24 protein-coding genes are annotated in these 20,314 nt (G+C 38.2%); 15 read left to right on the top strand and 9 right to left on the bottom strand.

Going from position 1 to position 20,314, the window contains the following annotated elements:
* Positions 1-118 precede the first annotated feature (118 nt).
* Genes ANA_RS14035 through ANA_RS14025 form a run of 3 tightly spaced genes read left to right on the top strand, consistent with a single transcriptional unit; the run spans position 119 to position 1,060 of the window.
* Positions 119-367: a DUF5615 family PIN-like protein gene (locus ANA_RS14035; RefSeq protein WP_015080717.1), complete on the top strand. Its 249-nt coding sequence runs from the start codon at positions 119-121 to the stop codon at positions 365-367.
* Positions 368-407: 40 nt separating this feature from the next.
* Complete coding sequence (locus ANA_RS14030; RefSeq protein WP_015080716.1) at positions 408-629, top strand: hypothetical protein; 222 nt, start codon at positions 408-410, stop codon at positions 627-629.
* Positions 626-1,060 carry a type II toxin-antitoxin system VapC family toxin gene (locus ANA_RS14025; RefSeq protein WP_015080715.1) on the top strand — a complete coding sequence of 145 codons (435 nt, stop codon included), beginning with the start codon at positions 626-628 and terminating at the stop codon, positions 1,058-1,060. Before ANA_RS14030 ends, ANA_RS14025 begins: the two co-directional genes overlap by 4 nt.
* 211 nt (positions 1,061-1,271) lie before the next feature.
* Here the strand turns inward: ANA_RS14025 and ANA_RS27115 are convergent, their stop codons facing one another.
* On the bottom strand, positions 1,272-3,422 hold the full coding sequence (locus ANA_RS27115; protein WP_015080714.1) for a protein kinase domain-containing protein: 2,151 nt from the start codon (positions 3,420-3,422) through the stop codon (positions 1,272-1,274).
* Between the two features lie 197 nt (positions 3,423-3,619).
* Here ANA_RS27115 and ANA_RS23625 point away from each other — a divergent pair, with 197 nt between their 5' ends.
* Complete coding sequence (locus ANA_RS23625) at positions 3,620-3,910, top strand: hypothetical protein (RefSeq protein WP_015080713.1); 291 nt, start codon at positions 3,620-3,622, stop codon at positions 3,908-3,910.
* Between the two features lie 33 nt (positions 3,911-3,943).
* On the opposite strand, the gene ANA_RS14010 is transcribed toward ANA_RS23625, so the two are convergent.
* The 3 genes from ANA_RS14010 to pgk all read right to left on the bottom strand — a co-directional run bounded on the left by ANA_RS14010 (position 3,944) and on the right by pgk (position 5,815).
* Positions 3,944-4,291 (bottom strand): type II toxin-antitoxin system PemK/MazF family toxin, encoded by a 348-nt coding sequence (locus ANA_RS14010; protein WP_015080712.1) that lies wholly within the window; start codon positions 4,289-4,291, stop codon positions 3,944-3,946.
* Complete coding sequence (locus tag ANA_RS14005; protein WP_015080711.1) at positions 4,282-4,497, bottom strand: hypothetical protein; 216 nt, start codon at positions 4,495-4,497, stop codon at positions 4,282-4,284. Before ANA_RS14005 ends, ANA_RS14010 begins: the two co-directional genes overlap by 10 nt.
* A gap of 115 nt (positions 4,498-4,612) precedes the next feature.
* Positions 4,613-5,815 (bottom strand): phosphoglycerate kinase, encoded by a 1,203-nt coding sequence (gene pgk, locus ANA_RS14000; RefSeq protein ID WP_015080710.1) that lies wholly within the window; start codon positions 5,813-5,815, stop codon positions 4,613-4,615.
* Positions 5,816-5,903: 88 nt separating this feature from the next.
* Here pgk and ANA_RS13995 point away from each other — a divergent pair, with 88 nt between their 5' ends.
* Positions 5,904-6,311 carry a universal stress protein gene (locus ANA_RS13995; RefSeq protein ID WP_015080709.1) on the top strand — a complete coding sequence of 136 codons (408 nt, stop codon included), beginning with the start codon at positions 5,904-5,906 and terminating at the stop codon, positions 6,309-6,311.
* A 31-nt stretch (positions 6,312-6,342) separates the two neighbouring features.
* On the opposite strand, the gene ANA_RS13990 is transcribed toward ANA_RS13995, so the two are convergent.
* Complete coding sequence (locus ANA_RS13990; RefSeq protein WP_015080708.1) at positions 6,343-6,600, bottom strand: hypothetical protein; 258 nt, start codon at positions 6,598-6,600, stop codon at positions 6,343-6,345.
* A 211-nt stretch (positions 6,601-6,811) separates the two neighbouring features.
* Between ANA_RS13990 and ANA_RS13985 the strand changes: the two genes are divergently transcribed.
* Positions 6,812-7,495 carry a hypothetical protein gene (locus tag ANA_RS13985; protein ID WP_015080707.1) on the top strand — a complete coding sequence of 228 codons (684 nt, stop codon included), beginning with the start codon at positions 6,812-6,814 and terminating at the stop codon, positions 7,493-7,495.
* 3 nt (positions 7,496-7,498) lie between these two features.
* A complete protein-coding gene (locus ANA_RS13980; protein WP_015080706.1) occupies positions 7,499-8,476 on the top strand; it encodes an SUMF1/EgtB/PvdO family nonheme iron enzyme in 978 nt (325 codons plus the stop codon).
* Positions 8,477-8,692: 216 nt separating this feature from the next.
* Here ANA_RS13980 and ANA_RS13975 read toward each other — a convergent pair whose 3' ends face one another.
* Positions 8,693-9,454, bottom strand: a complete 762-nt coding sequence (locus tag ANA_RS13975) for an SDR family oxidoreductase (protein ID WP_041458444.1) — start codon at positions 9,452-9,454, stop codon at positions 8,693-8,695.
* A gap of 25 nt (positions 9,455-9,479) precedes the next feature.
* Between ANA_RS13975 and ANA_RS24705 the strand changes: the two genes are divergently transcribed.
* Complete coding sequence (locus tag ANA_RS24705; protein WP_235081854.1) at positions 9,480-9,830, top strand: hypothetical protein; 351 nt, start codon at positions 9,480-9,482, stop codon at positions 9,828-9,830.
* Between the two features lie 21 nt (positions 9,831-9,851).
* On the opposite strand, the gene ANA_RS13970 is transcribed toward ANA_RS24705, so the two are convergent.
* Positions 9,852-10,664 carry a hypothetical protein gene (locus ANA_RS13970; protein WP_015080704.1) on the bottom strand — a complete coding sequence of 271 codons (813 nt, stop codon included), beginning with the start codon at positions 10,662-10,664 and terminating at the stop codon, positions 9,852-9,854.
* An 85-nt stretch (positions 10,665-10,749) separates the two neighbouring features.
* Here ANA_RS13970 and murG point away from each other — a divergent pair, with 85 nt between their 5' ends.
* From murG to ANA_RS13935, 7 genes are all read left to right on the top strand, one after another.
* A complete protein-coding gene (murG, locus tag ANA_RS13965; protein WP_015080703.1) occupies positions 10,750-11,823 on the top strand; it encodes an undecaprenyldiphospho-muramoylpentapeptide beta-N-acetylglucosaminyltransferase in 1,074 nt (357 codons plus the stop codon).
* 464 nt (positions 11,824-12,287) lie between these two features.
* Positions 12,288-13,073 carry a DUF502 domain-containing protein gene (locus ANA_RS13960; protein ID WP_015080702.1) on the top strand — a complete coding sequence of 262 codons (786 nt, stop codon included), beginning with the start codon at positions 12,288-12,290 and terminating at the stop codon, positions 13,071-13,073.
* Positions 13,074-13,140: 67 nt separating this feature from the next.
* Positions 13,141-13,782, top strand: coding sequence for a transcription antitermination factor NusB (gene nusB / locus ANA_RS13955; RefSeq protein WP_015080701.1), 642 nt, complete (start codon positions 13,141-13,143; stop codon positions 13,780-13,782).
* Positions 13,783-13,975: 193 nt separating this feature from the next.
* Positions 13,976-15,457 carry a signal recognition particle-docking protein FtsY gene (gene ftsY / locus ANA_RS13950; protein WP_015080700.1) on the top strand — a complete coding sequence of 494 codons (1,482 nt, stop codon included), beginning with the start codon at positions 13,976-13,978 and terminating at the stop codon, positions 15,455-15,457.
* Positions 15,458-15,719: 262 nt separating this feature from the next.
* Complete coding sequence (locus ANA_RS13945; RefSeq protein WP_015080699.1) at positions 15,720-15,956, top strand: DUF433 domain-containing protein; 237 nt, start codon at positions 15,720-15,722, stop codon at positions 15,954-15,956.
* A complete protein-coding gene (locus ANA_RS13940; RefSeq protein ID WP_015080698.1) occupies positions 15,956-16,312 on the top strand; it encodes a hypothetical protein in 357 nt (118 codons plus the stop codon). The genes ANA_RS13945 and ANA_RS13940 overlap by 1 nt, the downstream gene beginning before the upstream one ends.
* A gap of 757 nt (positions 16,313-17,069) precedes the next feature.
* Entirely contained in the window at positions 17,070-18,455 is a 1,386-nt protein-coding gene (locus ANA_RS13935; RefSeq protein ID WP_015080697.1) for a PP2C family protein-serine/threonine phosphatase, read from the top strand.
* A gap of 204 nt (positions 18,456-18,659) precedes the next feature.
* On the opposite strand, the gene ANA_RS13930 is transcribed toward ANA_RS13935, so the two are convergent.
* Both ANA_RS13930 and ANA_RS13925 read right to left on the bottom strand, forming a co-directional pair.
* A complete protein-coding gene (locus ANA_RS13930; protein WP_015080696.1) occupies positions 18,660-19,238 on the bottom strand; it encodes a hypothetical protein in 579 nt (192 codons plus the stop codon).
* 125 nt (positions 19,239-19,363) lie between these two features.
* Positions 19,364-20,245, bottom strand: coding sequence for a 4-hydroxybenzoate solanesyltransferase (locus ANA_RS13925; RefSeq protein WP_015080695.1), 882 nt, complete (start codon positions 20,243-20,245; stop codon positions 19,364-19,366).
* Positions 20,246-20,314: the final 69 nt, after the last annotated feature.

Here is a 20,314-nt window from a genome sequence, read left to right as displayed (position 1 = left end):
CCTTTGTCAAGTAAGATAAAATCAAAGGACTTCAAGAGGCTGCTGCTAATCCCTCTCCAATGATACAGCGTTTGAGAGCAATCAAAGCGCAACGAGAACAGGAGCGGTTAAATCTTGTATGAAAATCTGTTTCTTGCTCGATGAAAATTTGTCACCAAAGCTAAAGTTTGCTGTTTTGCGTCTTAACCCAGCAATAGATATAGTTCGTGTGCGTGATCCAGATGCTCCCCTTCTAGGAACACTAGATCCAGAACTCCTGCGTTATCTGGAAGTATCTGAACGGTTATTGGTGACATACCAAAAGTTTTATGAATTTTTCCTAATACGAATGTATACTATAATAAAGCTCAGTTTAGTTAAACTATAGCTTAAAAAAAATTGATATTACTACTGGAGGTAGATCAAATATGCTAAACCAGTCTATTCCCGAAATGACTTTACAGGATTTAGAATCCTTAATTAATAGAATTGTTGATGAAAAAATTAATCAAATAAATTTCGCTAAACATAACAAAATAGAACAGTCTGAACTTGTTAAAAACATACATATTTTTCAAGAAAGCTTAAAGCAAAAATATGGTGAATTTTCTGATTTGACAGAATTATTGCGAGAAGATAGAGACAGATGATCACAGATAAAATTGTCATTGATAGCAGTGTAGCCATTAAATGGTTTATTGCTCAAGATTATTCATTAGAAGCAAATAAAATTCTTGATGCTTATCAATCACAACAAATTACCTTGATTGCTCCAGACTTAATTTATGCAGAAATTGGTAATATTGTTTGGAAAATACAGCGATTTCAAGGTTTAACAAATCAGGACGCTGAGATGATAATTGATTTATTTCAACAAATACAATTAAAAATATTCCCTGCCGATGAATTATTAAAAGATGCCTATCAGTTTGCAGTGAATTATCAAAGAACTGTCTACGATAGCCTTTACCTAGCTTTAAGCATTAGAGAAAACTGTAAATTTATCACTGCTGATGCAAAATTGTACAATGCTATTTATCCAAAAATACAAAATATTCAACTGATCAAAGATTGGATTTAAGTATGAGCGATCGCACAAAGTTCTGCAATTCCTTGAGGATGGAAATATTTACTTATATCAAGAGACATGAGACTATTTTTATATTCTACAATTATGCTTGAATTAGAAAGTTGAATGAGAAAATCAGCACTTTTATCTCAACTTGGAGTGCGTCAGCGCTATAAATCCCAACCACACCGATAAATTACTCATACTGACGGACCCTACTAACTTACTGTTTTTCAATAATAACTTGACTAACTTTTGACCATCCTGACCACACTGAATCGGGAATGCTTAATATATATCTATAGCGATATGTAGTTATATTTCTTTCTCGCTTTGGATTATTCCCTCCATCTTCAAAAAGAACCTGAGAACCAATAGGGACTCCATCTACATCCTTAAATACAGCACTAAGCCCTCGGTTTAAAGGTAAAGAAGAACAGAATAAAAATGTGTATGTTTCATCAAATCGAAAACAGGTGATTTTCTTATCAACAATCCACTCTACCTGTTTATTAGAATCATCATATCTAGCTCCTGATTTCAAAATATATTGTATTTCTGTGTCGCTGTAAGTTTTTCTAGAATTAAAAACACTATAATCCCATTTTGGATCTGATAAACTTGGAGTCCGTTCAGAAGTAGGAGTTGGTGTTGGAGTGGGATCAGGTGTAGGAGTTGATGTAGGTGTTGGTTCAGGTGATGGTGTTGGCTTGTTCAAATCTTGAATTATAGCAACTACTTTTTCCTTTTTTGACTCATAACTGTTTTTCAGATTAGTAACTGAAATAAAAACATCAGAAGGGATATCATTTAAAATCGCCAGTGCCTTATCCCATTTCTCCTTAACCGCTTCATAGTCTTCAAGTTCATTAGCCTTTCTCATCTGTTCTTCTGCATCTTTAGCCTGTTGTCCGGCTTGGTTGATGGAGTCAAGAGCTTGATTTTCTTTATCTAAACGACGTTGTATCTTAGTTAATTGAGTTTGATAATCCGAAAGTTCATTTTGGGCAGTATTGTATATCTTAGCAGATGTTGGTATAGTTTTTAATTGAGCGATCGCATCTTGTAACTGTTGTTGAGATGCTCGTAATTCTTCCACATTCTTGGCACTCTCGGACAACTTTTGAGCAGTAACAGCCATATCTTTTGCTTGTTTGTATTTAGAACTAAATTCCTCATCACTAGCACAGTTATCCAGTGATTTACAAATAGTTGGAATGTGAGCCGATTGAGTTCCTAAAAAAACTATTCCCAGCACGAAAATTCCTATTGAACTCCACATGATTATCCCAAGTGAGTTATTTGGCTGAGAAATACGCCGCTTTGGAATAATTGAATTTTGCTTTGATTTAACTTGAATAGGTGATGTTTGTAACGGTGACTTTTGTTGCTGAGATGGTATTTGAGAAGATTTGTGTGAAGCTTGATAAGTCGTTTTAGTTGTTAATTTTGAATTTTTTAAATCTTGTAAAACTGCTTGAGCAGATTGATAACGCTGTTGATAATATTTTTGTAATAATTTATCTAAAACTGTGTCCAAGTCTCGGTTAACAGGTTTTTGTAAGTGAACACGCCAAGTTTTCACCCATTCATAGCCATATTCTTGGTAAAGTTCCCCAGGATGAACTCCTGTTAGTAAATGAAAACAAGTCGCACCCAAACTATATAAATCACTAGCTGGATATACTTTCCCATCCCGCATTTGTTCTAAAGGTGCATAACCAAAAGTACCAATTGATGTTCCTGTTTTAACTGTTCCTTGGAGTTGTTTTGATGCCCCAAAATCAATTAATATTAATTTACCATCACTACGACGACGCATAATATTTTCTGGTTTAATATCTCGATGAATTACACCATCTTGGTGAACTACACCATCTTGGTGAACTACTTTCAGAATGGATAATAAATCTTGTAATAAGGCGCGGATTTTTGATTCTGAGAATATTCCCTGTTTTTCTAATTCTTGTAATAAATTTTCACCGTCAATGAATTCTTGTACTAAATACAGACAGCTATTTTCTTCAAAATAAGCTAACAGAGTGGGAATTTGTGAATGTTTGCCGAGTTTTAGTAATTGTAGCGCTTCTTGTAAAAATAATTCTGTGGCTTTTTTTCGTCCTGCTGTTCCTTGGATTTGAGGTGCAAATTTTTTGATGACACACTTTTCGTTTAATTTGTCAACATCTTCCGCTAAATAGGTTTTGCCAAATCCCCCACTACCTAATGATTTAATCGGACGATAGCGGTTTTTCAATATGACTATAGCAACGTTGCAGTTAGGACATAATTGAGTTTGTTCGGGAACTGAGGGAGTTTGTTCGGGAACTGAGGGATTATTACATTCCGGGTTGAGACAACATATCTGATTCATGGTTGTGTAGTAGTAGATACGTTTATGATTAAATATCTACTAATATACACGAAATATACTTAAATTGACAATTGACTGATTTTTTCCCCAGTAAGCAAGTATGCTAGAATTAAACCAGTTTAGTTAACAGACAATTTTGATATTATATAAACTGTAGTTAAAACAAACCTGATATTACCACTGGAGGTAAATCATAAATGCTAAATAATCAGGCTATTACCGAACTGACTTTACAGGATTTAGAATCCTTGATTAATAGAATTGTTGATGAAAAAATTAATCAGATTAATCTTGATCACAAAATAGAACAAACTGAGATTGTTCAAAACATACACATTCTGCCAGAAGATATTGAAAAATCTAATCCTTTTGTTCAGTTTGATGGTATTTTCAAAGACGATCCACTTTTTGATGAATTTGTAGAAGATATGGCTGCAAATCGCCGTGAATTAGATGCAGAAATAGCTGCTTATGAATCTTATTTATAAGTTATTATGTAACATAATAAATACTGCCTAAACTCAATTACTTAAAATCCAGTTTGCCAGATTTATTTTAATTCGCTCTAATCTTTCTGTGGAAATTTCACCAATTTTTCCCAATAATATCTTTTCTGATACAACTGCTAAACGTGAGACTCGAAAAACGCTTTCTGATTTTAAACCTGTTTGTTTAAAATCCTGATCATTGGGTGTAATAATTTCGTCAATTCCAGTCAATTCTTGCCCTGTTTTAGTGGAAATCATCCAAACTAGCCAATCATCATAATTGTTGATTAATGGCTTAATTAGAAGTGCTGGGCGTAACTTTCCAATTGCCAGATTCGTTTGGGGAAATTTGAATAAAACAATTTGACCAACTATTGCCATTTTTCTATAATGTCCGCTTCTGTGTATTCGGGGAGATGATCATTTTCTAAACCTCTCATAGCTTGTTCAAGAGAAAATTGATTCCATTCTTGATTTTCTGTATTATTTATATATGGTAACAAGGTATGATAAAGCGTTAGTTTTTCTTGTTGTAATACTTCTTGAACTATCTCCTTAATCAAGGCTTTTAATTCTTGGGTTTCCATAATTTTACCTTTGGCTAACTTCCTAATGCTAGTAGATAAATGCTAACAAAAAGAGTAAGGTAATGTAAAACTACACCCCTACTCAATTTGTTATCAATTATCGAAATTTAACAGCTTACGCTTCATCTAAAGCTGCAATACCAGGCAAAACCTTACCTTCTAGCAACTCCAAACTAGCACCACCACCGGTAGAAATGTGGCTCATTTGGTCAGCTAAACCGACCTTTTCCACAGCCGCTACAGAGTCACCACCACCGATAATGGTAGTTGCGCCGGTTTTGCCAATTTCTGCTAAAGTATGAGCGATCGCTTCTGTACCCGCAGCAAATTTATCAAACTCAAACACACCCATAGGTCCATTCCAAATCACAGTCTGACAATCAGCCAAAGCCGCTTGGAAAACCTTGATAGAATCAGGACCAATATCTAAACCCATACCATCGGCAGGGATATTTTCAATGCTGACAGTAGTAGCATTAGCATCAGGCGCAAACTTATCAGCAGAAACAATATCTGTAGGTAGCAACAAAGCCACACCACGTTCTTTGGCTTTAGCTTCCAACTCTCTTGCCAATTCTAGCTTATCTTCTTCCACCAAAGACTTACCAACATTCAAACCACGGGCTTTATAGAAGGTGAAAATCATCCCACCGCCAATGATCAACTTATCGCACTTTTCCAACAAAGTTTCAATCACACCGATTTTGCTAGAAACCTTAGAACCGCCAATAATAGCCGCCAAAGGACGCTTAGGTTCTTCAATTGCACTTTGTAAATATTGCAATTCCTTCTCAACCAAATAACCAGCCACAGAAGGACTTAAAAACTCAGTTACGCCCTCAGTAGAAGCGTGAGCGCGGTGTGCAGTTCCAAAAGCATCATTTACATAAAAATCAGCGTTTGCTGCCAATTTTTGAGCAAATTCGCGGTCGTTCTTTTCTTCTTCCTTGTAAAAGCGGACATTTTCTAACAATAGCACTTGGCCATTGTCCAAAGCCGCAACTTTAGCAGCAACATCATCACCAATACAGTCATCAGTTTTGATAACTTCCTGTCCTAACAACTCAGAAAGACGTTTAGCAACCGGGGTTAAACGCAATTTTTCATCTACACCCTTGGGACGACCGAAATGGCTTGTTAAAATGACCTTAGCACCCTTTTGGGTCAAATCTTGGATAGTTGGTAGCGCCGCCCGAATCCGGGTATCATCGGTAATGTTGCCTTGATCATCCACAGGCACATTAAAATCAACTCGTACTAAAGCGCGTTTTCCAGATATATCAGCCGCAGATAAACTTGCTAAACTTTTTTTAGACACAGTACAACTCTCCTGATTACTTTTTTGTTATTGTCTTCAAAATATGACCATCAAGATTTTACCGGAGTGAGGGGCGCAGAGGTGAGATATGTTTAAAACAGTTTTATTTCCCATTGATCAAAGTCGAGAAGCCAGAGAGGCCGCTGATATAGTTGCCAATATTGTGCAAACTTATGGCAGTCGCTTAATTTTGCTTTCAGTCGTTGAAGAACCCGACCCAGAAGCACCTGCTACCAGTCCTATGGTATCTCCAGAAGCAGTTGCCAAACTTCTAGAAAATGCCCAAACCTTATTTTCTGGACAAGGAATTATAACCGAATTACTAGAAAGACAAGGTAAACCAGCCTTTACTATTTGTGATGTTGCTGATGAAGTTGAGGCCAGTTTAATTATTATGGGCTGTCGAGGACTAGGTTTAACGGAAGAAGGCGCAACTGATAGCGTCACCATGCGGGTAATTAACCTTTCTCCCTGTCCTGTTTTGATTGTTCCTTAATTAACTATCGGGTGCGTTAATCTGGATTAACTCAGTGTAGCGCACCACCTAAATTCGCAAGTTCTAAATCTGGAAATTCACCACGTCTCATGCGTGTAACATATTCTTGAGCATCCATACCACCTAATAAATTCGGTGCAATTCCTTCAAGTTCGGTGAGATTACGACGTGGCTTAGGTGATATCTCACAAAAGCTGAGTCTTTGGACAAGGTGTGATATTAAACTCAATTGTTCATCTGGTGTAAGTGCGTCCGCTAGTGTCATCAACTCAATCAATTGTTTAGACATTTAATTCTATCCTCTGGACAATTTCTGGTAGAACCTACGCAAGTTACATATTGGCAGGGTGCATTAGCTAAGTATAATCTGTATTTATCTATTTGATAGCATAGCGCAAAAGTTTGAAATGACTAATAGCTAATTTAGGGGATATTTATGATACACTAGGTTGAAAAGTTCCGTAAACCCTCAACAATCCCCAAATTAAGGCATTTAATCCATGCTTTCCCAGATTTTCCAACAAAGGTTGACAGATTTACTAGATCATATTACTCAAGATCAAAAATTACTGAAAGAATTTGAGGAAGCCTTAACTGTTGAAGACAACCCTCGAACATTAAAAAAATATAAAAAAGAAATTAAACGACAACAGGAATCTATTGATAATTATAAACAAGAATATACAGAATTAGAACAACAGTTAACTGGTATACCTACACCGCAAATCCAGGTAGTAGGAAATCAACTGCAAATAATAGAAAACCAATTACAGCAAATAGACGCAAAATTAAATATTGTTCTTATTAAGCAAGATTCACTTTTACTTCGTTATGAAGCTTCTGAACAAGCAATTTTGAGAGTTTTTATTGAACAGCTAAATCAGACTCAATTAGCTTTTACAGAAAATATGTTAAATGCAGTAGCAGCTAATCAAGTATCTGAGTCAGAAATGCTGGAAATGTTGGCGTTTATAGAATCACGTATACCTTCTTTACCTGCCAATAGTCAAGCAGAAATTGCCGAAATTATCAAATCTCCTGAATTAGATGCTAGACATAAAATTACTGTAACTTTACCGATTGTTCCTTTTTTGATTAATTATGAAGGTGAATTAGAATTGGGAACTGGTTTTAATATCAAGTCTGCTTGGGAGTTAGTTATGCAGAAATTAGGGAGAAAGTAAACTGTGGATTTGCGTCAGCACATTGAAGAAGAATTAAACAAAGATTTTCAACTGCTTAAAGAGTATGAAAATGAAAAACGTAATGAAAATGATCCAGGTCTTCGTAATAAGTTGGAGAATAGAATTCAGTCAATCAAACAAGTAATAGAAAAACGTCAAGAGGAATTAAATAAATTACCTAAATCTTCTCCAAATTCATCTTCAAATCAATCTTTTAGCCAAGATTTGGGTTTTGGTGTAAAATTGGAGATGGTTTATATTCCTGGTGGGACATTTTACATGGGCGCACCAAAAACAGAGAAAGACAGTTTAGATTATGAACGTCCCCAACACTATGTAACGGTGAAGCCCTTCTACATGGGAAAATACACTATTACTCAAGAACAATGGGAAAAAGTCGTTTATTCCTGTCCTCCAGTTGCTAGAGAATTAAATTCTCGTCCTGCCTACTTCCCAGGTGATAAACTACCTGTAGAGCGAGTATCTTGGAATGATGCCGTTGAGTTTTGTGCTAGGCTTGAGAAGAAAACAGGACAAAAATACCGTTTACCCAGTGAAGCTGAATGGGAATATGCCTGTCGTGCCGGTTCTGCAAAACCTTTTGCTTTTGGTGACACAATCACCACAAATGTGGTAAACTATAATGGTAACTACACCTATGGTAATGCCCCCAAGGGAGAATATCGAGGAAGAACAACTCCTGTAGGAACTTTTCAGCCCAACGCCTTTGGTTTATATGATATGCACGGCAACGTCTGGGAATGGTGCGCTGATACTTGGCATAATAACTATGAGGGTGCGCCTAATGATGGAAGTGCATGGATAAGCGAAACTAATCAAAACGCTAGGCTGCTGCGCGGTGGTTCGTGGGACCACTATCCTGGGAATTGCCGTTCTGCTTATCGCTACAGCAACCTTCTCGCCTACAGCAGCAACTTTATTGGTTTTCGGGTTGTATGTAGTGGTGCGGCGAGGACTTAGTAGCCCTTTACACTCTTGCTCTTTTGCCCTCTGCTCTTTTCCTCTTTACCCTTGCCAAGCGTAACGGAGTGGAGCGATCTTTTTTTTGACTTCGTGACTTTTCAGAAATTCGAGCTATTTAATTTAATAGAAACTTTTACAGCCTTGGTTTCATTCACGATAACACACAAATCTGAAACTGTCAACTCGTTCCCAGACTCCGGCTGGGAAAGAGGGTTACACTTGACGGTTTACTAGGGTGGCACTGGCTTGGTCAACTGGCATAAGTATAACTTCGTTAATATTAACGTGACTCGCTCTAGTGGCACAGAAAAATATCACATCAGCTACATCATCAGGAGTTAGGGGTTTAATACCTGCATACACCTTTTTAGCCCGTTCTGTGTCACCATGAAAACGCACTTGACTAAATTCTGTTTCTACCATTCCAGGGTCTACAGAAGTTACTCGCACAGCAGTTCCTAATAAGTCTTGTTTTAAGCCTTCAGAAATGGCTTTAACGGCTGCTTTTGTCCCACAATAGACATTACCACCAGGATAGGTTTGATGTCCCGCTATAGAACCGATATTGATGACATGACCATGATTCCGTTCTACCATTCCTGGTACAACATAACGGGTAAGGTAAAGTAAACCCTTGATATTAGTATCTATCATTTCTTCCCAGTCTTGAAAGTCGCCTTCATGTAATTTACTTAAACCGCGACTTAAACCAGCATTGTTAATCAGAAGATCAATATTTTTCCAAGATGAGGGTAAGTTAGCAATAGCCGATTCTACCGCCAAGCGCTCGCACACATCAAGTTGTAATAAATGGATTTTGTCCGCTGCGATATCTAAAGAATCAGCTAATTGCTGTAACCGTTCCCAACGTCGTGCAGCTAAAATCAGTTTTGCACCAGCATGAGCAAAAATCTTGGCACAAGCAGCGCCAATACCGCTACTTGCACCAGTAATAAAAACAATTTGATTTTGCATGAATTTGTCAGTTGTCAGTTGTTCGTTGTCAGTAGGGGCGAAGCATTTGGAAGATAAATTATCGGTCATTGCCAAAAATAGTTCTCCAAATGCTTCGCCGGTACAGTTGTTAGTAGGGGCGAAGCATTTGGAAGATAAATTATCGGTCATTGCCAAAAATACTTCTCCAAATGCTTCGCCCGTACAGTTGTCAGTAGGGGCGAAGCATTTGGAAGATAAATTATCGGTCATTGCCAAAAATACTTCTCCAAATGCTTCGCCGGTACAGTTGTCAGTAGGGGCGAAGCATTTGGAAGATAAATTATCGGTCATTGCCAAAAATACTTCTCCAAATGCTTCGCCCGTACAGTTGTCAGTTGTTTTTCTTTGCCACTGACCAATCACCAATCACCAATAACTACTTCTTAACAACCTGTAACCGTTGAGTAATAATAGTCATATCTTCACCTCTGCGAATTACTGCGGAAATCCATTGAGGTCCGGGAGTAGAAGGTGCGCGTCCTATTTTGAACAGTCCACCAGAATTGAGAAATTCTAAATTTGCAATTGTGGGGTTGAGAAGTTTATTACCTTGAATGGGTTCTTCTATAGCTGTTCCCAGCAGAAAATCCTCACCTAATGGTTCTTTGACAATGGCATCAAAACTATATTTTTCCCCAACTTTTACCTGTTGTGGTAATTTAATTTCTACTTGGGGTGGTTTACTACCGGCAGTTAGTTGAGTCCGTTCTGATAAAATATCTTGATGAACGATTTTTGCACCTGTGACTTTTTGACGCGATTTAATGGTAGAGTTAAGGGTTAAATTATTATTACCAGATGCAGGTAAACCGCTAATGGTGGTGACAGTATCCGCAATAATTGTATTACCTTCCGATTTCCAGGATTCTAGCTTGGTCGTGTAACGCAATTTAGGATATCGTTTCCAAAGTCCTGTTAAAGCCTGTTCCATTGCTTTGCGGTTTAAGCCGTCACCATGAGTAAATGTAGGGCTATAAAATTTCATTACACCATTGACATTACCTTGATTAGCAGCATTATCAATTTGTGTTAATAGATTCGTGAGTGTAGCGGGTGCATTTCCGGTTTGACCAGCTTGAGCCAATTGCCAAGTGCTGGATAAACCAATTGCCAGTAAACTGGAAATTAGGGAAATACTCACAGTTAATGTTTTATTACGTTTCATTAATAAAGGGATAATTTTAGTCATAAGGAAGATTTTACTGATTTGATGATACAAGATCAGGAATTTGTTTTATCTTAATGAAATTAGGCGATAAATGGTATAGGCGGGAATGGTAAATCCATCAATTAGATTACTTATAGCAGCTAGTGGGACAGGTGGACACTTGTTTCCGGCGATCGCATTGGCTGAAAAACTGCCAGAATACAATATTGAATGGCTGGGTGTGCCAAATCGGCTAGAAACTCAGTTAGTTCCCCAGACATATCCTTTAAATACGGTCGCTGTTGAAGGTTTTCAGCAAGGTTTGAGTCTTGGTTCTATCCGCACCTTGTGGAAATTGATCAGCTCGATTCTCAAAGTCAGACGTATTCTTAAACAAGGAAAGTTCCAAGGAGTTTTCACCACAGGGGGTTATATTGCCGGTCCTGCGGTAATTGCAGCGCGTTCTTTGGGTTTACCTGTGGTTTTTCATGAATCCAATGCTTTACCCGGCAAAGTTACCCGCTTTTTTGGTCCTTGGTGTAATGTGGTAGCGATAGGATTTGATGTAACTACTCAATATTTACCTCGGACAAAAACTATCTGTGTGGGTACTCCTGTTCGTTCTCAATTCTTAGATGAAACTGTTAATAACACTTTAGATTTACCTATTCCTAATGGTGTTCCTCTAATTGTGGTGTTTGGTGGTAGTCAGGGGGCTGTAGCCGTAAATAAATTAGTCCGACAGTCCGCGGACGCTTTGTTTCAAGCTGGGGCTTATATAGTGCATTTGACGGGTGATAATGATCCCGATATTAACAGTCTTCAACATCCTCAATATATAGCCTTGGCTTTTTATAATAATATGGCGGCTTTGTTGCGAAGAGCTAATTTAGCTATTAGTCGTTCTGGTGCGGGTAGCTTGACAGAATTGGCAGTTTGTGGTACTCCAGCAATTTTGATTCCCTATCCCTTTGCAGCGGAAGATCATCAGTCTTATAATGCAGAGGTGTTTACTAAAGCTGGTGCGGCTTTATCCTTTAAACAGTCGGATTTGACTCCAGAAATATTTACGACTCAGGTTTTGAATTTGTTGCAATCTCCGACAGAATTAGGGAGAATGGCAGAGAAAGCTGCATCGGTCGCTGTTCCTGATAGTGTAGATAAATTGGCAAGTTTGGTGAGAGAAGTGATCGAAAATTAATTCCCATTAACTCCAAATAAGTAGGTGAACACAATAAAACCAAACTGTGTAAAGAAATGTAAAATTGCTGAAAACTTCTTTACTCTTGCCTCTTGCCTCTTGCCTCTTGCCTTGCTATGACGACAATTTTCAACGCCAACCTACTTAGTCATTCCTAAATTGTGAGCATTTGGCGATATAGCGCGGTAGGATGGATAATATCTCTCAGACTTGCAACAATAATTTACAAGTATTACAAAGATAAGTAACACTCTAAAAGATTTACCAGCCGCCATTACGGTGGGTTAATGGCTATATTTACATTGAACAAGGAAAATTGTGAACTTTTGTAGCGATAGCTTGACTTTTTGCCATTAAAGAGGGACACAAAAGGCGTTTTTTAACAGTAAGAAGTAGCCTATTGTAAGACACTGACACCTGTTGTCATCAGTTTCTGATATTCGCAATGTGACTAATTTGCTGAAATGGAAAATAATCACAACAGTTTAACGAAGCTAAATAAGGAGAATCGGGGTTTGGGAATGGAAAGGTGGAAACAAGACTTCAAAAATGACCTGATTGCTGGTTTGCTGGTGGTAATTCCCCTCGCAACCACCATCTGGTTAACAATTACCATAGCCACATGGGTAATTAACTTTCTCACCCAAGTTCCTAAACAACTCAATCCCTTTGATGGCTTAAATCCGATTTTAGTAAATATACTTAATTTACTAGTAGGATTAGCCGTGCCATTATTAAGTATTTTGGCTATTGGCTTAATGGCTAGAAACATTGCTGGAAGGTGGTTATTGGATTTCGGTGAGCGGCTATTGCAAGCCATTCCTTTAGCTGGACAGGTATATAAAACCCTCAAGCAACTATTAGAAACTCTGTTAAAAGATTCTAATGGTAAATTCCGCCGGGTAGTCTTAGTAGAATACCCTCGTCCGGGCATTTGGGCGATCGCCTTTGTTACTGGAGCAATGAGCAATGAAATCCAAAGTCAAATATCTCGTCCTGTAATTAGCCTGTTTATTCCCACTACACCCAATCCGACCACAGGATGGTATGCGATAGTACCAGAAGAGGATGTACTTAATCTCTCTATATCTGTTGAAGATGCTTTTAAAATCGTTGTGTCTGGTGGTATAGTGTCCCCCAATATCCAGCCTTCTCACCTCCCTGCACTGTCAGCAATATCATCTTTGGAAATAAAACAGCAGGAAATTCCAGAAATAGAAACTAAACTCGATACCAACCTAGTAAAGTGAGCAAAAAATAGATAAGCTAATTGTTCATCTGCGCTAGAACTCACATATTTTTCATCATCCCAACTGTATGCAGCATCGTAAACCCCAACAAATAGCCCGCGAATTGGCACTATTAGCCTTGAGCCAATTACCAATCAACCCTAAAAAACTAGAAAGCCTATCAGACGAGCAATTAGTTTCTAAGCTAGTTTTAGGAGCAGTTCGGACTCTCACAGTAGAAGTACAGGACACATTGAACAATGCCGCAGGAGAACTGCAACGGAGTAATGATCGCCTATTAACCAGCGAAACGAGAGCTGCGGATTTGAATACAGCTAGAACCATGCTGAAAGAGGCAATTTCCTATACCCAAATAGCTATCAATCAATTAGGTACATCTGTTGATTTTCCAGAATTAATTCAGTCGGCCAATCAAAATAAAGAAGTTCGTAATTACGCTAAAGCGATTATTATTACTGTCAGCGAGAACCATCAAGCTATCGAAGAATCTATTTCTAATGCTTTAGTAGATTGGCAAGTTACCCGTCTAGCTCAAATTGATAGAGATATCCTCCAAATAGCCACCGCAGAAATAAAATTCATGCAAGTTCCCGACAGCATTGCTATTAACGAAGCTGTAGAATTAGCTAAACGCTACAGTGGAGAAGATGGCCACCGTTTTATTAATGGTGTTCTCCGTCGAGTTAGTGAACAAAAACAAACTGTTTAAATTGGTCATTGGTCATTGGTCATTGGTCATTGGTAAGACTTTTATTCCTTCTTTCTTTCTTTCTTTCTTTCTTAACTCCTGACTCGGTGACTCGGTGACTCGGTGACTCGGTGACTCGGTGACTCGGTGACTCGGTGACTCGGTGACTCGGTGACTCCTATCCTAATTAAATTTTTATCTAAAATAAACTACAATGGCTTTTAATTGGTTTCGTCGTCCAAATAATGAATCTGCTGATACTCCTGAAAACCAATCTCAGGAAGAAACACCCGCAGTAGAAGCAACTGAACCAGAAACAACCGCACCAGATACGGCGGATTTGTTGGCTTTTGCTAAAGCTGCTTATAAAAATATTCAAGAAAAACAACAACTAGAAACAGAATTATCTGTAGCGGTTGAAGAAGATACTATCAGTCAAGAAATAGTAGAAACTCAAGTAGGGGAAATAACTGCACCGATAGAAATAGATGCAACCATCGCAGAAATTACTGAAGATGTTGTTAATGAACTACAACCAGAACCAGAATTAGCTAATTTATCTTTTTTAGAACGGGCTGCGGCCGAAAGACAAGCTAAACAAGAGAAATTAATTGCTAGTGCCATAGAAACCGAAATTCCCGAAATACAGATAACTCCGACAGCACCAGAAATAGAGATTCCAGAACTGGTATTTGATGATGGGTTTAAGTGGTCAGCAAAGGTTTTAGCCGCCCAAGGGAGAAAAGCTGAAGATATTTCCCTGGAAGAAATTACTTGGTTGAAAAAACTCCGTCAAGGTTTAGATAAAACTCGGCGGAATATTCTTAACCAACTAAAATCAATTGTTGGTCAGGGGCCTCTTAATCAAGAGGCTGTCAATGAAATTGAATCATTACTTCTACAGGCAGATGTGGGGGTAGAGGCAACTGATTATATTATTAGTGCGTTACAAAAGAAATTACTCGCAGAAGTTACTCCCCCAGAACAAGCGATCGCTTATCTCAAAGAAATTCTCCGAGATATCCTAGATGCACCCTTGCAAAATCAAGACAAACCTAGTTTTGCACCGGCAAAAGACACCCTGACCATTTGGTTAATTACCGGAGTTAACGGGGCGGGAAAAACTACCACCATCGGTAAAATTTCTCACCTAGCACATAAATCCGGTTACAAGTGCTTAATTGGTGCGGCGGATACCTTTCGGGCTGCGGCTGTGGAACAGGTCAAAGTTTGGGGAGAGAGAAGCGGTGTTGAAGTTATCGCCAATCCTGGGAAAAACACAGATCCGGCAGCCGTGGTGTTTGATGCGATCGCTGCTGCTCAATCTAGAGAAACCGAACTACTATTAATAGATACCGCTGGGAGACTGCAAAATAAGAAAAATCTCATGGACGAACTCAGCAAAATCCGCAAAATCATTGATAAAAAAGCCCCCAATGCCCGTGTAGAATCGCTGTTAGTTCTTGATTCTACTTTAGGACAAAATGGATTGCGACAAGCTGAAGTATTTTCCCAAGCAGCCCAACTCAGCGGCGTTGTTTTAACCAAATTAGACGGAACAGCCAAAGGAGGTGTCGCCCTCGCTGTTGTTCAGCAATTAGGCTTACCCATTCGTTTTATTGGGGCTGGTGAAGGAATTGAAGATTTGCGTCCATTCTCTAGTCATGAATTTGTAGAAGCATTGTTAAGCGATTAATATCGTCGCCGAAAAATAATTGTCCTCAGACTAGTAGTCTGTCAATCCAAAAATGACGGGTAAAGGCAAGTAGGGGAGTGGGGGGAGTAGGGGAGGGAAAAACAGAAGTTTTTTCCTATCATTATCCGTCAAAATAAATTTGACGAACTACTAGAAGTCTGGGGCTAGACAAACAAATTCCAAGTTCTGCGCGGAATCTATAAAACCCGCCTTTATATCTCAAGCTATAATCAAAAGTGAAATTATCTTTAGAGAATGAGAAATGACGCTAAATAACTTATTAGAAATTCAAGGAATTATTCACCGCGATTCCGAAATTATGGGTGGAGTTCCTGTTTTTGTGGGAACTCGTGTTCCTTTACAAACATTTTTTGACTATCTCGAAGGGGAGAATGGATTAGCTGAGTTTATTAGTGATTTTCCCTATCTGGAGACTCAAACTATGAAAGTCTTGGAAAATACAGCTAAATTGATCATCGCTCAAGAACGCTGTGCTTGATGATTATATTACTAGATGAAAATCTTTTGAGTAAAAAACTCAAACAACCTTTTTTAAGGAAAGGCGACATAGTTTACAATGTTAATGATATGGGATGGCGTGGGTTGAAAGATCGAGAAATTCTTGATTTAGCTGAAAAATATCCTTTTGATGCCTTTATTACAGCCGATAAAAATCTTCCCTATCAACAAAATTTAACTAATATAATTTTGAGAATTATTGTTTTAGATTCTCGCAGCACTCGTCCTGATCATTTACTACCTTTAATGGAAAAAATTAGTGAAATTATCTCATCTTTATCAGTAGGATCTTCTGTATTGCTCAATGATATGGGTGAGATTGAATCTATTGGTTAATAGTTTATATTAAGATGAATCTGCACAAAATAAGCCTTAAAGAATAATTGAACGCAGATAAACGCAGATAAACGCAGATAAACGCAGGATATGAATGTCCTTTGATCAGCTAAATCCCCAGCAATGTAAAACTTATATTTAATCCCACGCTTTAATTCAAATGCTAGTATAAAAGTATACTGGATTTAGAGCATTAAGCAAAAATAAGCGAAATTTTTCCATAAAAGAAATCTATCTAAGGAAACATTTCGAGAATTTATGGTATATAGGTTAAATGTTTGTAGTCCATAATTGAACAAGTTTTGATTAAAAGCATGATGACAACTATGTTTTAACCAAAATTCCACCAACGCAAAAACCATGAATTAACTCACTGAAAATCTATCTGGTTTTTTAGTTTGATGATTCTTAATATATATTCTCTCAGGAATAGAGGTAATTTTGCTAATCGCAAACTTTTATTTCTCAAGATATATGAAGGGTTGATTCAGTTGTGAAAGAATTAGGGGCTGTTAATTAATCATAAAAATTACCGATTCCCAAAGATTTATTTTTGACAAATTAGAAAATTTATCATCATGGAAAATTAACCATCAAAAATGTCCTCAGCATTAACCAAGACTTAAAAAATTACCTTCAACATTTCTTCTACTCTTGCTAAAATCACGAATCTCGTTGAATATGATTTCACAATTTATCAAGAAAGAGTATTTATAAAGAATCACACATTTGCTATTCTCAACTGCAATATTAACCTGTGTCACAATTTCCCCCCCATCCTACTGATAGTAATAGCAGCACCACCACAGATGTCACTCCTGTGGTGGCACTCAAAGAACTTGTGTCCAGGCTGCATCGAGAACAAAATAAAATTCAAGACTTGCTGAGTTCCTTAGGATTTGCCCTCAGAAGCTTTAATAATTTAAATCAGTTTTTGGAACTGATTCCCCTCATGGCTACCAGAGTGACAGATGCGGAAGGTAGCGCACTTTTTCTTTATAAACCCAATGGACAAATTAGATTAGAACAACTACATTGGCAAGATACTCAGCAACGAAAAAATATTAGAAAAGCCCTAGAAACTGCCAGTAGTCAAATTACTCTTTTAACTAATTCTGGTCCTGCTGCCATTTCCACAGGCATTCTAGATGACCAAATGCACGCCGTTTTAGGTCCAGATGTCCAAATCTTTGGGACAGCTATTTTAGTTAAGCATACAGAACGGGGTTGGCTGTATGTTTTGAGTCGTGATCCAGAATATAGTTGGACAGAAACTAGACAAAAATTAGTGCGGTTAGTGGCAGACCAAACCGCAGTTGCGATTGACAATGATGAATTATCTGTAGAATTAAGAAAAAAAGCACGTTTAGATCAAGAATTAGAAATTGGTGCAGAAATTCAACGCCGACTTTTACCGCGTCAATGTCCAAATATTCCTGGTTTGTCTCTAGCAGCCCGTTGTAAACCGGCTAATCATGTTGGTGGTGACTACTATGATTTTATTCCCACTAATCAAAACCAGTTAAAGCCCAAACCACAAGCATCTCCAGAAAATGCCAGTTGGGGTTTGGTAATTGGGGATGTGATGGGTAAAGGTGTTCCCGCAGGTTTGATTATGACGATGTTGCGGGGAATGCTACGAGGTGAAGTATTGCATGGTAATTCCCCAGCGGGAATTTTGCAAAATTTGAATCGGGTTATGTATGCGGATTTGGAAAATTCCCACCGCTTTGTGACGATGTTTTATTCAGAATATGACCCGCAAACGCGAATTTTATCTTATAGTAATGCCGCCCATAATCCGCCTTTATGGTGGCACGCAGCGACAAAAACTGTGAGCCGTTTGGATACGTTCGGGATGTTAATTGGTTTAGATGCCAATAGCGAATATCAAGATGCTCAGGTTCAGTTAGAATCTGGGGACACAGTTATTTATTATACTGATGGTTTGACTGATGCAGCGGCGGCTGGTGGCGATCGCTTTGATGAAGATAATTTTGTTACATCTTTCAGAACGGCTTGTAAGTATTGCAATAGTCCCCAGGAAATTGTGGAATATCTATTTGATCAAGTTCAGCAATTTATCGGTGCTGATAGGCAAAATACCGATGATATGACGTTGGTGGTTTTGCAGATTGTGTGATTAGTTATGGTAAAAATTCTATGTCCAGAATTTGATTCACAGTGTCAGGTAAATCCGCTGGGAGAGCGATCGCTACCAATACTTATGCAAAGACTACATAACACAAGATCCCCGACTTCTTTAAGAAGTCGGGGATCTGACTTTTACAATGTCCACAAATCAAATATAAATTCTATTCTTCAGGGATTGAATTTACTCCTGCTTTTACCATTTTTCCGCCCAATAGATAATTTCTGAAGATGCAACATCAATTGCGACTCCATGACTATTACCATGATTCCATTTTGCACCAGGTTGGCTTTTATCTTCGGCTTTTAATACTAATATTTCATAACTGCTAGGAAAGGTTTCTGTTTCTGAATCGCTAGTATAAAAGAATGTTGTCGGTACGCCGTTGGGTTGGTTACTATGAGTATTTGTATTCCCACCCTGGTATTGATGCTGAGAGATTTTTTTGTACTGTGTCAGGAGGTTTTTAATCTTTGCTTGTGGTTCTTTGATCCGCAGTTGTAAAGAATTACTTCCGGGAGTTAATCCCGAAGCATAAGCCATTTGTAAAACTTGAGAATCATTAGGAATTTGTCCGGGAAAATGTTGAATTTGTTGAATATCAGCCCATTGGTGGTTACGGATTTCTTGATATTGTGATGTATCAGTAATTAACTGTAATTGTTTGGTTTTACTAGCAGCTTTACTCATCCAGAAACTGCCAATAACTAGACCAAAACTACCCAGGGACAGTAAAATTATTGGAGCGAGTTTAACTAAAATAGATCGCTTCATTCCGTTGGTTACATCTAGCTTGTAGATTAATATCCCAACCTTTAAAACAGTAGTCCTGATAGTTTTGAATCTAGCTTGAGTTAGATTGACAGAAAAATTTTGATTTGGTTAAATTGATGACAAATTCACAAAGAACCAAGAATCATTCCCGCTAACATTAAAAAACCAATCCAGACATTTTGGCGAAACATTTCTCCATAAGCAGGATGAGGGATTTCAGGCTGTTGTAAGCGGATAATTTGCCAAATCCAGCCGATACTAGCCAAAATTAAACTGATCCAAAATGCTGTGTTTAAATTAACTAATAAACCGACTCCAGCTAAGAGAATAACCGTACCAATCAAGAAAACAGCGATCGCTGTAGGGGCATATTTACCAAAGAATAAAGCGCTAGAATTAATGCCAATGCGTTGATCATCTTGGCGATCGCTCATGGCATAAATGGTATCAAATCCTAATGTCCATAGTACCGTCGCGCCCCAAAGCAACCAAGTCGGTGCTGTAATATTAGCTGTAACAGCACTCCAACTAATTAAAACCGCAAAACCCCAAGCAATCGAAAGCACCAATTGGGGAACAGGAAATACCCGTTTCGCACCGGGATAAAGGACAATTACTGGAACTGCGGCCACAGACAACCAGAAGCTTAAAGGGTTAAGATAGAAAGCGACAACTGCGGCACAGACGAGGGAGACTATCCCCACCACAATGCCAATTTTAACGGAAATGGTACGAGATGCAAGCGGGCGATCGCGTGTTCTCTCAACTTGGGGATCAATATCTCTATCCCATAAATCATTAACTACGCATCCAGCCGCACTGGTGGCAATACTACCAAAAATAATCACTCCCACCAGGGGTAACGGTGGTTTACCCGCAGCGGCTAAAAATACCGCCCACAATGCGGGTATCATCAGAATTAACCTCCCTTCTGGTTTATTCCACCTTAACAGCCGGATAATTACAAGCCATAATGGTTCTGGGTTGATTTTTGGTGTTTCTAACATATTTGCTGATTTAACATATCTTTACATTTATAGAATATCGTTATTTGCTATTTGTCCTCCAGTCCCTAT

The sequence above is a fragment of the Anabaena sp. 90 genome, assembly GCF_000312705.1.
GTDB lineage: Bacteria > Cyanobacteriota > Cyanobacteriia > Cyanobacteriales > Nostocaceae > Dolichospermum > Dolichospermum lemmermannii.
This window is presented reverse-complemented; position numbering and strand designations above follow the sequence as displayed.

Coding starts and splice junctions, on each gene's coding strand:
- ANA_RS14035 (WP_015080717.1), top strand. CDS start 119: ATGAAAATCTGTTTCTTGCTCGATGAAAATTTGTCACCAAAGCTAAAG.
- ANA_RS14030 (WP_015080716.1), top strand. CDS start 408: ATGCTAAACCAGTCTATTCCCGAAATGACTTTACAGGATTTAGAATCC.
- ANA_RS14025 (WP_015080715.1), top strand. CDS start 626: ATGATCACAGATAAAATTGTCATTGATAGCAGTGTAGCCATTAAATGG.
- ANA_RS27115 (WP_015080714.1), bottom strand. CDS start 3,422: ATGAATCAGATATGTTGTCTCAACCCGGAATGTAATAATCCCTCAGTT.
- ANA_RS23625 (WP_015080713.1), top strand. CDS start 3,620: ATGCTAAATAATCAGGCTATTACCGAACTGACTTTACAGGATTTAGAA.
- ANA_RS14010 (WP_015080712.1), bottom strand. CDS start 4,291: ATGGCAATAGTTGGTCAAATTGTTTTATTCAAATTTCCCCAAACGAAT.
- ANA_RS14005 (WP_015080711.1), bottom strand. CDS start 4,497: ATGGAAACCCAAGAATTAAAAGCCTTGATTAAGGAGATAGTTCAAGAA.
- ANA_RS13995 (WP_015080709.1), top strand. CDS start 5,904: ATGTTTAAAACAGTTTTATTTCCCATTGATCAAAGTCGAGAAGCCAGA.
- ANA_RS13990 (WP_015080708.1), bottom strand. CDS start 6,600: ATGTCTAAACAATTGATTGAGTTGATGACACTAGCGGACGCACTTACA.
- ANA_RS13985 (WP_015080707.1), top strand. CDS start 6,812: ATGCTTTCCCAGATTTTCCAACAAAGGTTGACAGATTTACTAGATCAT.
- ANA_RS13975 (WP_041458444.1), bottom strand. CDS start 9,454: ATGCAAAATCAAATTGTTTTTATTACTGGTGCAAGTAGCGGTATTGGC.
- ANA_RS13970 (WP_015080704.1), bottom strand. CDS start 10,664: ATGACTAAAATTATCCCTTTATTAATGAAACGTAATAAAACATTAACT.
- murG (WP_015080703.1), top strand. CDS start 10,750: ATGGTAAATCCATCAATTAGATTACTTATAGCAGCTAGTGGGACAGGT.
- ANA_RS13960 (WP_015080702.1), top strand. CDS start 12,288: ATGGAAAATAATCACAACAGTTTAACGAAGCTAAATAAGGAGAATCGG.
- nusB (WP_015080701.1), top strand. CDS start 13,141: ATGCAGCATCGTAAACCCCAACAAATAGCCCGCGAATTGGCACTATTA.
- ftsY (WP_015080700.1), top strand. CDS start 13,976: ATGGCTTTTAATTGGTTTCGTCGTCCAAATAATGAATCTGCTGATACT.
- ANA_RS13945 (WP_015080699.1), top strand. CDS start 15,720: ATGACGCTAAATAACTTATTAGAAATTCAAGGAATTATTCACCGCGAT.
- ANA_RS13940 (WP_015080698.1), top strand. CDS start 15,956: ATGATTATATTACTAGATGAAAATCTTTTGAGTAAAAAACTCAAACAA.
- ANA_RS13930 (WP_015080696.1), bottom strand. CDS start 19,238: ATGAAGCGATCTATTTTAGTTAAACTCGCTCCAATAATTTTACTGTCC.
- ANA_RS13925 (WP_015080695.1), bottom strand. CDS start 20,245: ATGTTAGAAACACCAAAAATCAACCCAGAACCATTATGGCTTGTAATT.